The organism is Ihubacter massiliensis (assembly GCF_024125305.1).
Lineage (GTDB): Bacteria > Bacillota > Clostridia > Peptostreptococcales > Anaerovoracaceae > Hominibacterium > Hominibacterium faecale.
Genome location: NZ_JAMXVH010000001.1, coordinates 461,494 through 477,089 on the forward strand (window position 1 = coordinate 461,494; position 15,596 = coordinate 477,089).

Below are 15,596 nucleotides of genomic sequence, written 5' to 3' on the forward strand. Positions count from 1 at the left end.
AAGGTATGATTTTTGGTTTACTAAAAGATAGAAAAAACGGAGAGTACCGTACGATTGCCACGCCCACAGAGATTTTGACCATCGCAGGGGCCGGTCATACGGCGCTGGTCCAGTCGGGGGCCGGTGAAAAGGCCGGATTCGAAGACGAGGCGTATAAAGCCGCCGGCGCCAAGATCGTCGAAACGGCCGAAGAGATATACGGGCAGTGCGATCTGGTGACCAAGGTCAAGGAAATTGAACCGCCGGAGTATGATCTTTTGCGGGAAGGTCAGATTCTGCTGACCTGCATCCATCCTGCGGCGCACCCGGAAGAGGTGCAGGCTTTGCTGGACAAAAAGGTGATCGCCTTTACAGCGGAGGATTCACATCGATACGGCTCCCCCAACTGTGAGGCGGCGGGCAAACAGGGAGCGCTTTCCGGCCTCCATGCCATGCTGACGACAAACGGCGGCAAAGGAAAATTTGTCAGCGGCCTTGCGGGAGCGCCGGGCATGAACGTGGTGATTTTGGGAGCGGGTGTGGTCGGACGCTCGGCCCTGGGCGTGCTCCATGCTCTGGGTGCCAAGGTGACGGTTATGGATATTAGCCTGGGCGTGCTCCGGGAAATCGAAGCCCAATATCATAATGCCGTGGATACGATGTACTGTACCAAGGAGAACATCCGCCGTCTGCTGCCTGCTTCTGATATGATTTTGAACTGCGTAAAATGGCCGAAAGGCAATCCGGAATTTCTGGTGGACAGAGAGATGCTCCAGCTGATGGAAAAGGGCTCGGTTCTTGTGGATATCAGCAATGATCCGGGCGGCGCCATTGAATCCTTTCACGAAACCACCCACGAGGATCCCACCTATGTGGAAAATGGCGTGATCCATTACTGCGTCAGCAACATCCCGGGAGCCATCGCAGGATCGACCACCGTGGCCTACGCGGCCGCGATGCTGCCGCATTTTATGAAAATCCTCAATGACGGCGTGACGGAAGCTTGTGTCAAAGATGGTTTCCTGCGCAGGAGTCTGACGGTATACAAAGGCTTGCTGACCCATGAGGAGACCAGCGCTCTCCAGCAAAGACCGTGGATACGGCCGGAAGATGTTCTTGGAATCGCAGAGCGGGATCTGGATCCTGCGCCTCCGGCCACGATTACTCGTTCTAATAACTTTATTGTTCTTTAAGATCCGATTCGATTTTTTTAAAAAAGTCTTTGCTCGATTTTTTAGGAGTCCGCAAATAGCGCTTTATTTTATAAAGACTGCCTTTGTCTCCTTTTGTTATGGTATTAATCCCTTCCATACAGCCTAATGAGGCCTTGAAGCCCAGCTCTTTGACTACGTCCATACTGCTGTCGCTGACAGCGCCAAAGGGATAGGTGAAGGTGGTCGGCGTGACTCCAGTCATTTCCTGCATGCGCTTTTGCAGTTTCAGCAGATCTTTGCGCAAGAACTTTGCGTAAGCATCGTCGCTTTCGCCGGAGAGCTTTAAAACGCCCTTTCGGCCCCCCTTATTGTCGTGGGAATCGTAGCTGTGGTTTTGAATCTCCACCAGCCCCGAAGCCAGCATCTCCTGAATCTGTTTCCAGGTGACATGGGAATAGGTCGCGTGATTGTCGTCCACCTTGCTGAAATCGTCCGTATGCTTGCCGATGATGGATATAACGGCTTTCATTTTATACTTTTCCAACAGAGGAAAGGCGTAGAGGTAATTGTTATAATAGCCGTCGTCAAAGGTGAGCAGGACCGGTTTTTCCGGCAGCGGCGCGCCTGTTTCCACAAAGTCGATCAGATCAGACATGAGAATGGTCGTATAACCATGTTTTTTCAAATATTTGAGATCCTTTTCAAAGAGATCCGGACTGATGACATAATCGTTTTGCATCTTAGGGTCTTTCAACAGACCGTGATACATGAGGACCGGTACTTTAACCTGGCTTTTTTTATCCTCCTTGGCCGAGGCCAAGTAATAGCTTTCCTCGGAAAACCCGTACTTGCGCACATATTCCTTCCCCTTTTTGACCACTGTGGAAGGATGATTGGATAGAAGTCCAGTTATGGCATAGAGATCGATCCAGACTTGATTGGGGCTGTCCTTGGCCTTTTCGTCCAGAACCAGCTGCATGCCGAAATGGAGATGGGGCGTATCGATGTTATTGGTGTTTTCCTTCAAGCTGTAACCGGTCTGGCCCACGTAACCCACAACCTGCCCGGGAGAAACGGTCTGGCCGATGGTCAGGTTCTCCGCATAAGGATGGTCCTTGCGCAGATGAGCGTAATAATAGTAGCGCTCCTTGTCAAAGCTGCGGATGCCCAGCCGCCAGCCGCCGTACTGGTTCCAGCCCAGGGCTTCCACCACGCCGCCTTCCACGGCGACCACGGGGGTGCCGGTGCCGGCCATCAGATCGTGTCCCAAATGCTGCCTGCTGTAGCCATAGCTGCGGTTCTGGCCGAAGTCATCAAAGTGGGTATACCAAAAGCCTTCAGCGATGGGCGAAAAGGCTTTCAGTCCGTACCGCTCCACCCAGCGGGTGCCGCCCGCCTCATCGGGAACCTCTAGCTTGTAATAGCCCAGGAAGCCGCCCAGAACAGCGCCATAAGCTTTCTTGTAATAGGGAAAGTATTTCATGTTTTTTGTGAAGTCTTCCAGATCCTGGCCGCTCATCAGCTTTTCTTCAAATTTCTTTAGATCGGATTTCTGGTAGCTTTTAAAATCTCCGCCGTATTTTGCTCCCAAATAAGCCAGAGAATCGATCCAATCGATATGGATTTCCTGGTCGTGGGTCCTGATATCGCTTTCCATAGTATCTTTCAGCGCCTCGTAGGTAACGTTAAAATCGACCCATTTGATGCTGCCGCTGCTTGTGGCGGCAGGCTGGCGGTCTGAATGAAAAACGAAAAGAAAAACGCCTGCCGTAAGCCCGAGGACGATCAGGGCCAGTATTTTCAGTGTGCTTTTGCTCAAGAGAAACCTCCTTTGTATCATAAACTTGCTGCCGCAAGCAGTATGCGGTGTTACTTTTTTTTCCTGTGTAACGCACAAAGCATCAGGCTTGCTTTCTTAATTGTATGTTGAGACGATTTACAACATGAGTCGGGCATGGTAAAATACAAAAATATTGATTGTGCATGATTGAATTGTCAGAAAAGCGTGTATAAACCAATAACTGGGAAGGAGATAAAAAGGCAATGAAGGTAGCATTCCATACTTTAGGGTGCAAAGTAAACCAATATGAAACAGAAGCGCTGCGCCTCAAGTTCAGAGAGCGGGGCTATGAAATCGTTGGGGAAACGGATCCGGCGGATATCTATGTGATCAATACCTGCACAGTGACTTCTCTTGCGGACCGGAAATCACGCCAGTATATCCGTAAGATGAAAAAGCAGAGCCCTCACAGTGTGGTTGCTGTGACAGGGTGCTATGCCCAGATCAGCCCCGATGAGGTTAAGGCTGTCGAAGGCGTCAATATCGTTGCCGGCACCAATGAGAAGGGGAAGCTGATCCAATATATTGAGGAGTTTTTATTAGAGCGCAGGTCTCAGCTCCATGTGAAGCCGTATGAAGAATTGGATCGGTATGAGGAAACCGGGCTGGTGACCGCTACCGAATCCAGGACCAGAGCTTATATCAAAATCCAGGAGGGATGCGACCGGTTTTGTTCCTATTGTGTCATTCCTTATGCCAGGGGCAGCGTTCGCAGCAGGGAACCGTCGGATGTGCTGGCGGAAGCAGAAGGACTGATCGGTCAGGGATTTAAAGAACTGGTTTTGACTGGAATCAACACAGCCCTATATGGAACGGAAGAAGGATTTTCGGGCCGGTCGGACAACCTTTCGGGGATTGAAACGATCATCAGCAGGCTGGACCGGCTGCCGGGGGATTTTCGTATCCGTCTGAGTTCGTTGGAGCCTGCAGTGGTCAATGCGGACTATGTGAAACGGCTGCTTCAATACAAAAAACTGTGCCCTCATCTGCATTTGTCCGCCCAGAGCGGCAGTGACCGTATTCTGAAAGCCATGAGCCGGCCCTATAACAGGCAGGATTACCTGGATATCATTAAGACGGTGAAAGCCTTTGATCCGGGCTATGGGATCACAACCGATCTCATTGCCGGTTTTCCCGGGGAAACAGAAGCGGACCATCAGGACAGCGTGGACCTGATCCGGGAGGCGGGTTTTTGTAAAGTCCATGCTTTCAAATACTCCCAGCGGCCCTTTACCAAAGCGGCCTCTATGGCGGATCAGATTCCAGCGCCTTTGAAAAAAAGCAGGACGAAGGAACTGATCGATGCGGGCGAGCAGGCATCGCACCGCTTTTTCCAGGAAAACCAGGGACGTATCAGAAGCGTGCTCATAGAGGAGCACGCACAGGATTACGGCTGTTTAACCGGCTACACGGACAACTATATTCGTGTTTATCTAAAAGGCGGAAACAAAAAGATGATGAACTGTTTTCAGGAGGTTAAGCTTCTGGAACCGTTCGCCGATGGAATGAAAGGAGAGATTCAATGAAACGTAAAAAGGGGAAGCTGCTTTTTGCAGTGATGCTTCTGACGGTGACCGTGATGGTTTTATCAGCCTGCGGCGATCAAGGTGGGGAGGATAAAAGCGGCGGTGATCAAAGCGCCGCGGCGCAGCAAGCCTGGACGCTGCCTGAGGAGCAGACAGAGGGGAAAGATTTGACCAGCTTTAAAACACTGGACTTGACGGGAACGGAAACGGATCAGAGCGTTTTCACAAATTATAAGTACACGTTGATCGATGTTTGGGGTACTTATTGCAACCCTTGCATCCGCTCTATGCCGGACAATGAAAAATTGTATCAGGCGTTTAAGGATAAGGGCCTTGGCGTAATGGGAATCGTAGTGGACGCGCTGGATCAATCCGGCTCTGTGGATATGGATCAAGTGGATTATGCCAAGGAGCTTTTGGATAAGCAGGGGGTAACTTACCCGGTTCTGCTGCCATCGGAAGGAGTGATGAAAAATCTGGTCAATCGTATATCGGTGATCCCGTCGTACATTTTCGTGGATAGTAAAGGCAATATCACCAGCACGGTCTATGAAGGCGGCCGGAGTTATGATGAGTGGGTGAAGATCATTGAAGAGGAAACTGGTATTTAGCTTGCTGCTGATCCTGGCGGCAGGTTTCATTGCCGGAGGCTTGATGCGGGGTGAAGGCGCGCTCGTACTCACAAAAGCAGTCAACGTATGTTTGGAGTGTATCGGAATTGGATAAGAAGCGGGTAAAAAAGCAGGAACGTTTTCGGACCGGCTTTCAGCTGGCGTTTACTGCGCTGACAAATGGATATGTACAGGGGTTCGTACAAGGCAAGATTTATCAGGGGCCGTCCAAAGAAGTTTGTCTGCCTGGGCTGAATTGCTATTCTTGTCCGGGCGCGCTGGGGGCCTGTCCCATCGGAGCCATGCAGGCGATCGCCAATGATCGGAATTTTACCATGCCCTTTTATGTTTGGGGATTCTTGATCGGGGTGGGCGTGCTGCTTGGCCGTCTGGTCTGCGGATTTATGTGTCCCTTCGGACTGGTGCAGGATTTGCTGTATAAAATCCCGATCCCCTGGAAGTTCAGAAGGATTAAAGGCGACCGCTTTTTGAGATTCTTAAAATACGGAATCCTATTGGTGTTTGTCCTGATTTTGCCCATGTTTTTCGTGGGCGCTTTCGGGCAGGGGGATCCCTGGTTCTGCAAGTATATCTGTCCTTCCGGTACGCTGATGGCGGGCTGGCCGCTGGCGCTGTTTAATGAGGGATTGAGAACGGCTCTGGGCTTCCTATTTGTCTGGAAATCTGTTATACTAATAGTACTAATTCTATTGTCCCTGATGATCTATCGGCCCTTTTGCAGATATCTTTGCCCGCTGGGAGCCGTATATGGTTTGTTTAATAAGTTGTCGCTTTACCGGCTGCGGGTGGATGAGGCCCGATGTACGGGATGCGGGGCCTGCAAAGCAAGCTGCAGACTGAATATCGATCCCCGCAAAACGCCCAACAGCTTAGAGTGCATCCGCTGCGGCAGATGCGTGAAGGCCTGCGATGCAGGTGCTCTTCGGAGGGGGATAAAATGAGGAATAAAAAAATAAGAAACATTGTTCTCTGCCTGGCGATCGTAGTTGTGGCAGCGGTGCTGATCAGAGCCAGCGGTCTGGATAATTTGCAGGGCGTGGCAGCTCCCAAATGCGAGGGCAACGGCACCTGTGGTATGAAGTATTTTAAAAAATTGCTGGATGAAAAGCCGGGAAGCTTTTAGCCGCAGCTCCATTAGGAGGAGAGACGATGAATAAAAGGATAATGAGAAACGTGACAGTCGGGCTGGTGCTGGTAGTCGCTGTGGTTACAGCGGTGCAGCTGAGCGGACTGGGGGATTATTTGAGAAGCAATGTGATGCTCAAGTGCAGCGGCGAAGGCACCTGTGCTATGAAGTATTATAAAAACTATGTAAAGGAGAAATAAACGATGGGAGATTGTATTTTCTGCAAGATTGCGCAAAAGGAGATTCCGTCCAGCGCAGTTTATGAAGATGATCGGATCCTTTGTTTCCACGATCTGGAGCCCCAGGCCCCGGTTCATGTTCTGATCATACCTAAAAAGCACATCGAATCGCTGGATGCGGTTACTGATGAGGACAGGGATCTGCTGGGCTATATTATGACAAAGGTGAAAGACATCGCACAGGAGCTGGGCCTGGAAAACGGTTACCGGCTTGTGAACAACTGCGGCGAGGATGGATTTCAGACCGTGAAGCATCTCCATTTCCATTTGCTTGGAAAGCGGAAGATGACCTGGCCTCCGGGCTGATAAAAAGGGGAACGCCAGGATGGAGCAATCCTTTTTTCGATGAATTAGGCATAACATTCTGACCAGTGAGTGCGGCGTTGCCGAGAGTGATGTCGAAAATTGTCCAATGAGAGAATTGATTCAACAATGTATTAACTTTGGCTTATTGTTGAGATTTTTCCAACGCTTACAAGCTATACTTTCTGACAAAAGCTTTATTATACAAGGTGATTTCCTCAATGCTTAATTTCGCAACTTTGGCATTTTCATTCTAGGGGAGGCCCAGTTTTTTTATTCAATCGCCAGACTCTGATCGGTGACAGGCTTTGTACAAAAAAACCTTGCATAATTGTGCAGAAAATAGTATAATAGCAATGTTATAGATAGGACCGTTCTCATAGCATCTATGTGATTTCAGAACACGTCAGGAGGTGAAACGGAATATGGCACAGGTAATTGTTAGAGAAAACGAAAGCTTGGAAAGTGCTCTCAAGAGATTTAAGCGCTCTTGTGCGAGAGACGGCGTTATGTCGGAACTCAGAAAAAGAGAACACTACGAAAAGCCGAGTGTAAAAAGAAAGAAGAAGTCTGAGGCTGCAAGAAAAAAGGCTAAGAAATACTAAGCTTTTGCAGTAGGGATTCGAGGTGTTTTAAAAGTGACCTTAAAAGAACAACTGATGGCTGACTTCAAAGAAGCTATGAAAGCAAAAGATGAAGTCAAAAAAAATACGATCAGCTTTGCTCGTGCTGCTATTAAACAGTACGAGGTAGATAACAGGGAAGAGCTGGATGATGAAGGCATTATTGCTATTTTATCAAAACAGGTTAAGATGAGAAAAGACGCCCTCGCTGATTTTGAAAAAGCTGGACGAACGGACTTAGCTAATGACTATAAGGCAGAAATTGAAATTCTGAAACGTTACTTGCCCGAGCAGATGGATTCGGCCAAGATCAAGGAAGTGGTACAGGCTACCGCGGCAGAGCTTGGTATTGAAGGTGGCAAGAAAAATATGGGCAAGCTCATGGGTGCTGTCATGAAAAAGGTCAAGGGCCTGGCTGACGGTAACGATGTGCGCAAAGCGATTGAAGAGTTTTTAAGTGAATGACTTTACTTAGGAGCAGGCGACGAGCCTGCTCTTTTTGTTATGCAGGAGCGATTGCCGGCAATCGCTCCTGCATAACAGCAAAAACCGCTTCTTTTATGAACAGGCGGAAACCGGCTGGATTGGATCCAGACTAGTGGGACTTGGAAGCGGGATGGACTTGTGATTTTGCAATTGAGAGCGCCCAATATCATAGTTCCGATCATAAGCCTCCGATTCTTGTAGTTTTTGGCTCCACACGCATCGGATACGAGCTGCTCCAAATCGAAAGTATCGTAATTAGTTCGAATTTGCTTGGGTTTGATAGTTTGCCAATCTTTATAAAACTCTCCCAGAATAAGAATATCAGAATCCTTTATAAGAACACCTGTTCCTGATAATTGCCTGAACGAAAAAGATTGACCTTCATTTGACGAAGCGTTTCCTGAGAGAACCTGGCATGGATTTTCAAAAAAAAGAGATAAAACAAAAATTTAACTTGCAATCAGGACAACTTTTAGGTATACTAAATCTTGTCGGTTAGGAAAGTCGACCATATGCGGATATGGCGGAACTGGCAGACGCGCACGGTTCAGGTCCGTGTGAATATTACTTTCGTGGAGGTTCGAATCCTCTTATCCGCACCAATGTTAAATAACGCTCGTATGAGCGTTATTTTTTTATAACGCAGGAAATTATCGATGCAATCGATATTGAAGGAGTTTTAAAGAACGTACCTCATGTGGCAGGCATTACAGCCGAGACAGCCGTTTACTTCTTCTTTTAAAAGCGACACGATTTCAACTTGATGTCCGGCCTCTTCTGCGCCCCTTACAAACTGCTCAACCAGCTTCGAAGTATTTCCTTTCGGCCGCCCGCCGCCTTGAACTACGAATATCCTTTTCATATATGAGTGCTCCTTTCCAGGTTGTTGTGGTTTTTTTGATAGTGTAGAATATCAGCGGCGTTTTGTCAATCGTGATTGGAATTTCGGGCGGCATAGGGTTTTGGGGTGTTGGAAGGTTTGGGAAAATAATTAAATCCAATCTGATGTTTGGCCGCTTTGACGATCGCATTCATCACTCATTTGATGCGATCACCTTTTCACACCAGCCCGATGAGCGCGGATGCCACACCGGCCAAAAGCGTCAAAAGGATCGGGCCCATCCTGGTTTTGTAATAGAGGCAAAATGTCAGAACAAAGAGAGTGATCTGTATCGGATCAAGCCGGGACAGAAAGCTTGCGGACAAAATGGGCCCGGTGAACATGCTGCCTTCCGCCAGAAAAAATCCGGAAACCCCAATCAAAGCAATGCCGGCAATCTTCATCTTATGCAGGATCATATTCATTGCAATGGCGCTCTCGTTTTTTTTGAGGACGGTTACAGCGATATAAGTGAACAGTGCGCACGGAAGGCAGACGGCCAGACTGATGAGAATGGCGCCGGGCCAGCCGTAGGCGGCAAAGCCGGCATAAGTCGCCGTATTGATCGAGACTGGACCGGGAGTGATTTGCGAAATGGCTACCAGGTTGGAAAAAACCTCCTTTGTCATGATCCCATATTCGGCTACAGCCTGATAGATGATTGGCAGCATGGCGTAACCGCCGCCCACACTGATGCTTCCAATTTTTAAAAAAGCGATAAATAGCTCAAACATGATCTTTGCTCCTTATCCGATTGATTGAGTAATGTATGACGCCCAGCAAGGCGAAAAACAGGACTAACAAAATTGCGTTTGTATCAAAGAACATAGATGCAGCAAAAGCTGCGGCGAAAAGAAATAGATCCAATTTTGTCGATAGAACTGCTTTCCCCATGCGGATGACCGTACACACAATCAAGGCAACGGAAGCCGATTTGACTCCTTTTAATCCATCATTTAAAACAGCCTCCAGCGGAAGCGCATCCAGCAGCGCGACGACCAGCAGGATACCCAGTACTGCGGGGATGACGGAAGCGGTGACTGCGACTATGGCACCGCAGACCCCTTTCATGCGATGACCGATAAAAACCGCAACATTCACCGCAACCACTCCCGGCAGACTCTGAGCCAGAGCAAAACACTCCACTAGCTCATCCTCGGTAATCCAACTGCGCTTCTCCACAACCTCCTTCATTAAAATAGGCGCCATGGTCACACCGCCGCCGAAGGTGACAGAACCAATCTTAAAAAACAAAACAAATAATTTGAGTAACAATTTACCGCTTTTCATACCTTATCCTTTATTAAAGAAAACTCAAGTTGATATTTCCATTGAGCTCAACAAACCGAATTAAGAGCTGGGTTGTCTTTACTGCATCGTTGATGTTAAGAAGTTCAATGGGCGTATGGGAATAGCGACGCGGAATGGCCAACGTTGCCGCTGGAGTACCCTGGCCGCACATGTGCATAATGCTTTCCTCAGTGATATACACATTTTCACTGATGACCAGCTCCTGCAAATCCATACCCAAAGTTTCCGCCGCATCGTAGAATCCTCTTCGGATTTGCGGGTGCATGCACGAATAGCGCATGATCGTCGGATCTCCTTGGGCGATGATTAGGACTGGCCCTCGATCCATGTAAACGGGAAGCTCTTTTGCTGTATCCACATCCGGAACATCGCCGCAGGGGACGGTATCCAGTGCGATTACATAGTCGGGCTTGATATGGTTTACCGGTCCGATCATACCGGCGATGGTCGTTTCCTCCAGCACAGAAAAGACTGCTACCAGTTCTCCGGCCAGCTGAGACTTGTTGACTGATTCCAGCAGGCTGAGAATAATCGCACAGCCTACCCGATCGTCCAGGGACTTAGTGCAAACCAAATCCGGATTGGACATTTCCATAAAATCGCTTTGAAGGACAATCTTATCACCCAGCCGAATGCCGTAGGATTCGGCTTCAGCTCTGGAAAAGGCGCCGACGTCGATATAAGATTGTTTGGCTGTCTGTGCACGAACGGCTTCTTCCGGAGTCATAATGTGAGCGGCCCGCAGCCCGATCACTCCGGGAACTCTGCCTTTTTCCGTCTGGATCCATACCTTTCTTGCGGGTATAACCTTGTTGGAATAATCGCCAACCTTTTCAAAGAGAATAAATCCATCCTCAGTAATGTTTTTTACCATGAAGCCGATTTCATCAGCATGGGCAGTAATCACGGCCCGTTTACCGGGGAGATCGCCTTTCAAATAACCGATCACTGTCCCCATGGGGGAGACTTCCACCTGATCGCAGACGGATTCCAGCCGTTCCTTCAAATACCGGCCCACTTCCGCTTCGGAGCCGTCCACGCTGATCATTTGTGTCAAATTACGAATGTCATTCAATAATTTTTCTTTCATGTTCATTTCCTATGTAACCTTTCTTTTACTTGTTTTCCGCGCTGTCCTCTTTGCCGAAGAATCCTTTTTTATAGAGGAGGCGTGCGAGCAATACCGGAATAATGACAGCTGTAATCATCATCAAGCCGTAAATGTGTGCCAGCAGCAGGAAGATCACAGTTGTAATTGCAATGATAAAGCTGAGCTTTGGTTCAAATTTGCAAAATTGAATGTATACGGCACTGAACACTGCTGGCACAGTATATAATTTAACTGCAGTGAGCAGTTTTTCGGGAAAGATTTCGATGATGGAGGTTCCAAAGACCGCGGTTATGAAGACGACCACCAGGGTTGTGAAAACAGACCCGGCCACACCGATCGTAGAAACCACCGCGCCTTCATCGGAACCATATGGAACCCCTACGGCTTCCTGCGCTACTGCGGAAGCGGGCATCCGGATATCTGAAATACTGCCCGAAGTAAACGCCATGTAAGTGCCGGAAAGCCCCAAAATCGGATAATAGGATAGCGGCTCAATAATATAATAGGCTCCAAATGCGGCGGCAATGGTTCCCCAGGAGGAAAGGGCGATGGACCATTCCGGAAAAACTCCGTAGCGCACTTTCAAGTAGATGACTGGCAGGAACATGCTCAGCATGATAATTGGGATCATGATCGTACCAATTCGAGTTACTTTTTTCCTCCACAATTCGTTAAAGGACATATTGTTATTCATGATTGATTCCTCACTTTCTGCTCTAAAGGATCTGTTTTACACATCAAAAGATCATGGATGAAGCAATGCCTGCCACCATGGCCAAGCCCAGAGAATACTCTTTGAGCCACTTGTAGCGTTTTGACAGATACAGGAGCGCCCACATGGAAAGGGCGGACACGGCCATGACCAGAAGAACCTTAAAATCTGAGCTCCGCACGCCGTTTACCATATATTCGCTGCAAAAGGCGCCGAAGATTCCCAGGGTGGCTGCGCTAGAAAAGATTTCCATCCAGCGGCTGTCCCCGCCGCCGATTTTGTGCCTCACTTTTTCCATCCTGCTGGCAAATACCCAAGTTACGATCAGCCATCCGCAGGCATTGATGGTCATCGTCCACCAGGCATTGGAAAGTTCCACCATGGATAATGCCTGTGTGATATCGCCGCCCAGAGCCTTGACTCCTACTGAGGCGGCGGTCAGCTCCGTCGTGGCCCCGCCAATGACGGACAGACGCAGCCAGGAGATTGGCCCGCCCAATACGGCCACAAGGCCGATCATGACAATAAATACCCCAAAAGCAGGTCCGATCGCCGAGACGACCCCGGCCCGCAGCGCTCGATTGCACTGCTTTTTAGTCAGATTGACTTCTCCGATTTTCGAAGCCCTTCTGGCAAGTCTAAAGAATAAAATGATTTCAACAAAAACCGCAGCAACTGCGATGGCTGCCAGACCCCATATGGCAGGGCTGTTGGCAACTTCTAAAGCATTGATATTTTCCATAACATCGATTCCTTTCTTTTGCAAAGGGTGTAAGGCGTATCAAATAATTCCTGATTTTTTCAAATCATCCAACTGCCGGACGCTAAGTCCCGCCAACTCCTGATAGACATTGCTGTTATCCGCGCCCAGCGAAGGCGCAGCCTTGTAGATACTTCCCGGAGTCAGACTCATTTTTATGGGAATCCCGGCAATTACATTTTTCCCTACTATGGGATGATCCACTTCCACGATCATATCTCTGGACTGAATCTGTTCGTTTTCCAGCACCTTGTCGATGGTATTGATCAGACTACATGGTACGCCGGCTTTATCCAGTATTGCCGCCCATTCCTCAGCCGGTTTTTCTGCAAGCCGAAGGCAGAGCAGCGCAAACATTTCATCGTGATTGAAACCCCGTTTTGGGTTGGAACAAAACCGTTCGTCCTCCGCCAACTCCGGACAGCCAAGAGCGTCACACAGTTTACACCAAAGCACATCGTTTCCGGCAGCGATCATGATATCCTCCGTTTTGGTAGGGAAGGTCTCGAAGGGAAAGATGGACGTATGGGTATTGCCGGTTGGCCCGGGGACTTTGCCAGTAACCGTATATCTGGAAATGGCGTTTTCCAGGATTGCAACCTGAGAATCCAGCATTGCCACATCGATATACTGTCCTTCACCCGTTTTCTTCAGATGGATATATGCCGCCAGGATTCCAGTTGCACAGAACATTCCGGCAATAATGTCGCCGATGGATGAGCCGATTTTAACAGGCTTTCCGCCTTTTTCTCCCGTAATGCCCATGATCCCGCCCATAGCCTGGACAATCCCGTCATATGCGGCCCTTCTGCTGTATGGACCGGTCTGGCCGAAACCCGAAATGGACGCATAGATAATTTTGGGGTTGATCTGGGAGATCGTTTTATAATCCAAACCCAGCTTTTCCATAGTGCCGGGCCGGAAATTTTCTAAAATCACATCGACCTGTCCGGCCAGAGTCTTAAAAAGCTCCTTTCCTTCCGGTGATTTCAAGTTTAGGGTAATGCTTTTTTTATTGCGGTTCACACTCATAAAATAAGCGCTCTCCTCATTGGAAAAAGGGCCGAAATGCCTGGAATCATCGCCGATTTTGGGCTGCTCCAGCTTGATTACCTCCGCGCCCAAATCCGCCAGCATCATGGCGGTATAGGGGCCGGAGAGAACCCGGGTCAAATCCAGAATACGGATGTCAGTCAAAGGACCTTGTCTGCAGGTGCCCATAAATATCACTCCTCTCTATGGTTCAAAATCTGTAAAAGCGTTTAAGGCAAAACCGGTTTTGCTGTTGACGCAATTATAAATAATGGAGGCAGGTCCACCGCAACTGGTAAAATTTAAATCTTTTGAATATTTTGTTAAAAATTTTAGGGATAGGAAGCAAATGAACAAATCAAAGCAAAAATCTTCAGTGCAATTTAACTTTTATAAGATTCTGTTGCATTTGTAAAAAAACTTATAGTAGGGTCTAAGTTTCGGGAAAAAACAGGCACCATAATAGTCAGAATTTTATTGAAACATAGTATGCACTGTTATATATTTAAACAAGTGTTTGAGATGATGGTTTGGAGGTGAATGTGTTGAAGATCGGTAAATTCTGCGAGAAATTTGATATCTCACCGACCACGGTACGCTTCTATATTAAATCTGGGATTTTGGCGCCCAACAAAAAGAATTCTCAATACGACTTTACCTCTGCGGACATGGCGGAAATGGAAATCATCTGCAAGCTGAAAGAACTATCTTTTAACTTGGATGAAATAAAGCAGTATTTACAGATTATCAGAATGTATGACATTCAGGACGAACATATCAGAGAACATCTTTTGCCTCTCTATGAGCTGAAACAGCAGTCCCTGGAAAAAGAAATACAAGTAATCAGAAGGTCCATCGCTATTCTTCAAAGTGAAATAGAAGCCTTGCGGGAAGAAAAGGAAGTCGCCACGTTTTTCAGCGGCATTCCCCTGGATTTTTCGCCGTTTTTCGCATGTCCAAAATGCAACAGCCTTTTTAATTTATCTGATCTGCAAGTCAGGGGGAACAAGATTTACAGCGGGAAGCTCAAGTGTCAGTGCGGCTATACGGCGCTGATTGAAGATGGGATTTTACTGGCAGAAGCCGAGTCTGAATACTATCAGAGCCCGGAATTCCATGTGCTCCACTATCGGGAGAGCCATGTGGATGAACCTGATTTCGTTTTTTTTCAATACATGCACGATATTACTTCTGAAGCCACATCTCTGATCTACAAATCCTACCTGTGGATCGATTCGGTTATCAAACCCTACAGCTTTAAAAACAAGGTGATCTTTGTCCCTGATTTGGCGAGCCATTTTTTGTATAAGCACATAAAAAAACCATACTTTCGAGATGCGTTTATTGTTGTGTCCGGTTTCTCCAAGGAAACTATTATGTCCATCAAATCCCATATTGATTTGATTGCGCCGGATGCAAAAATCATCTACATCGCCAACACAATTTATGATCTGCCCATTAAGAAAAAATTGTTTGATTTATGGATTGATGCCATATCTTCCTATAACTTTTCCTTTTTTCATAACGATTCCCTTCACAGGAAGATCGATCCGTATATGAAGCAGGATGCCCGTACAGTAGGGCTGACAAAGTACTATGAACGGGGCTGCCGATCACTAGCCAATATTGCAAGATTGTATCCCAATGTCATGAAAGATCAATCTTTGCTGGACACATTTAAAACCATCATGGACGAGATGGGATATCATTTTCTAAAAGAATCCCTAATCGGCGAAACCGTGGACCCGGGCCCTTACTACGAATATCATGCACCGGGGGATCATCATTGTTATTATGCATTCTTTGCTGAAAAAAAGTAGGAAACCCCAATCAAAGCTAGCTATGAAATTTTTCTGGCGCCGCTCTTGGCGACAAAATTTTC

At 47.8% G+C, this 15,596-nt stretch carries 19 protein-coding genes and 1 tRNA gene; 12 read left to right on the top strand and 8 right to left on the bottom strand.

Annotated elements, in window-relative coordinates; all coding sequences use genetic code 11:
* Positions 1–5: 5 nt before the first annotated feature.
* Entirely contained in the window at positions 6–1,172 is a 1,167-nt protein-coding gene (locus tag NIA71_RS02105) for an alanine dehydrogenase (protein WP_148394797.1), read from the top strand.
* Here NIA71_RS02105 and NIA71_RS02110 read toward each other — a convergent pair.
* Complete coding sequence (locus tag NIA71_RS02110; protein WP_227755066.1) at positions 1,159–2,952, bottom strand: polysaccharide deacetylase family protein; 1,794 nt, start codon at positions 2,950–2,952, stop codon at positions 1,159–1,161. The genes NIA71_RS02105 and NIA71_RS02110 overlap by 14 nt on opposite strands.
* Positions 2,953–3,176: 224 nt before the next feature.
* Between NIA71_RS02110 and mtaB the strand changes: the two genes are divergently transcribed.
* The 10 genes from mtaB to NIA71_RS02160 all read left to right on the top strand — a co-directional run bounded on the left by mtaB (position 3,177) and on the right by NIA71_RS02160 (position 8,510).
* A complete protein-coding gene (gene mtaB / locus NIA71_RS02115; RefSeq protein ID WP_148394801.1) occupies positions 3,177–4,499 on the top strand; it encodes a tRNA (N(6)-L-threonylcarbamoyladenosine(37)-C(2))-methylthiotransferase MtaB in 1,323 nt (440 codons plus the stop codon).
* Complete coding sequence (locus tag NIA71_RS02120; protein ID WP_148394803.1) at positions 4,496–5,110, top strand: TlpA family protein disulfide reductase; 615 nt, start codon at positions 4,496–4,498, stop codon at positions 5,108–5,110. The genes mtaB and NIA71_RS02120 overlap by 4 nt, the downstream gene beginning before the upstream one ends.
* Complete coding sequence (locus tag NIA71_RS02125; protein WP_253019588.1) at positions 5,088–5,225, top strand: CD1871A family CXXC motif-containing protein; 138 nt, start codon at positions 5,088–5,090, stop codon at positions 5,223–5,225. Before NIA71_RS02120 ends, NIA71_RS02125 begins: the two co-directional genes overlap by 23 nt.
* A complete protein-coding gene (locus tag NIA71_RS02130) occupies positions 5,218–6,072 on the top strand; it encodes a 4Fe-4S binding protein (protein ID WP_148394805.1) in 855 nt (284 codons plus the stop codon). The genes NIA71_RS02125 and NIA71_RS02130 overlap by 8 nt, the downstream gene beginning before the upstream one ends.
* Entirely contained in the window at positions 6,069–6,254 is a 186-nt protein-coding gene (locus NIA71_RS02135) for a hypothetical protein (protein WP_148394807.1), read from the top strand. Before NIA71_RS02130 ends, NIA71_RS02135 begins: the two co-directional genes overlap by 4 nt.
* 26 nt (positions 6,255–6,280) lie before the next feature.
* On the top strand, positions 6,281–6,457 hold the full coding sequence (locus NIA71_RS02140; protein ID WP_227755069.1) for a hypothetical protein: 177 nt from the start codon (positions 6,281–6,283) through the stop codon (positions 6,455–6,457).
* Positions 6,458–6,460: 3 nt separating this feature from the next.
* Complete coding sequence (locus NIA71_RS02145) at positions 6,461–6,802, top strand: histidine triad nucleotide-binding protein (protein WP_148394809.1); 342 nt, start codon at positions 6,461–6,463, stop codon at positions 6,800–6,802.
* Positions 6,803–7,224: 422 nt separating this feature from the next.
* Positions 7,225–7,404, top strand: coding sequence for a 30S ribosomal protein S21 (rpsU, locus tag NIA71_RS02150; protein ID WP_022146591.1), 180 nt, complete (start codon positions 7,225–7,227; stop codon positions 7,402–7,404).
* 33 nt (positions 7,405–7,437) lie between these two features.
* Positions 7,438–7,887 (top strand): GatB/YqeY domain-containing protein, encoded by a 450-nt coding sequence (locus tag NIA71_RS02155; RefSeq protein WP_148394812.1) that lies wholly within the window; start codon positions 7,438–7,440, stop codon positions 7,885–7,887.
* Between the two features lie 535 nt (positions 7,888–8,422).
* Positions 8,423–8,510: transfer RNA gene (locus tag NIA71_RS02160), tRNA-Leu, on the top strand.
* Positions 8,511–8,587: 77 nt separating this feature from the next.
* Here the strand turns inward: NIA71_RS02160 and NIA71_RS02165 are convergent.
* The 7 genes from NIA71_RS02165 to NIA71_RS02195 all read right to left on the bottom strand — a co-directional run bounded on the left by NIA71_RS02165 (position 8,588) and on the right by NIA71_RS02195 (position 13,903).
* Positions 8,588–8,770, bottom strand: coding sequence for a flavodoxin family protein (locus tag NIA71_RS02165; protein WP_148394814.1), 183 nt, complete (start codon positions 8,768–8,770; stop codon positions 8,588–8,590).
* Positions 8,771–8,967: 197 nt separating this feature from the next.
* On the bottom strand, positions 8,968–9,522 hold the full coding sequence (locus NIA71_RS02170) for a chromate transporter (RefSeq protein ID WP_148394815.1): 555 nt from the start codon (positions 9,520–9,522) through the stop codon (positions 8,968–8,970).
* Positions 9,515–10,078: a chromate transporter gene (locus NIA71_RS02175; protein WP_148394817.1), complete on the bottom strand. Its 564-nt coding sequence runs from the start codon at positions 10,076–10,078 to the stop codon at positions 9,515–9,517. The genes NIA71_RS02170 and NIA71_RS02175 overlap by 8 nt, the downstream gene beginning before the upstream one ends.
* 13 nt (positions 10,079–10,091) lie before the next feature.
* Positions 10,092–11,189 carry a M42 family metallopeptidase gene (locus NIA71_RS02180; protein ID WP_253019589.1) on the bottom strand — a complete coding sequence of 366 codons (1,098 nt, stop codon included), beginning with the start codon at positions 11,187–11,189 and terminating at the stop codon, positions 10,092–10,094.
* Between the two features lie 25 nt (positions 11,190–11,214).
* Positions 11,215–11,904, bottom strand: coding sequence for a hypothetical protein (locus NIA71_RS02185; protein WP_253019590.1), 690 nt, complete (start codon positions 11,902–11,904; stop codon positions 11,215–11,217).
* A gap of 43 nt (positions 11,905–11,947) precedes the next feature.
* The gene (locus NIA71_RS02190; RefSeq protein WP_148394823.1) at positions 11,948–12,664 is read right to left on the bottom strand and encodes a DUF5058 family protein; all 717 of its coding nucleotides are present in this window, start codon (positions 12,662–12,664) and stop codon (positions 11,948–11,950) included.
* Between the two features lie 39 nt (positions 12,665–12,703).
* Positions 12,704–13,903, bottom strand: coding sequence for a CaiB/BaiF CoA transferase family protein (locus NIA71_RS02195; protein ID WP_148394825.1), 1,200 nt, complete (start codon positions 13,901–13,903; stop codon positions 12,704–12,706).
* Between the two features lie 356 nt (positions 13,904–14,259).
* On the opposite strand from NIA71_RS02195, the gene NIA71_RS02200 reads away from it, so the two are divergent.
* Positions 14,260–15,534 carry a MerR family transcriptional regulator gene (locus NIA71_RS02200; RefSeq protein WP_227755074.1) on the top strand — a complete coding sequence of 425 codons (1,275 nt, stop codon included), beginning with the start codon at positions 14,260–14,262 and terminating at the stop codon, positions 15,532–15,534.
* Positions 15,535–15,596: the final 62 nt, after the last annotated feature.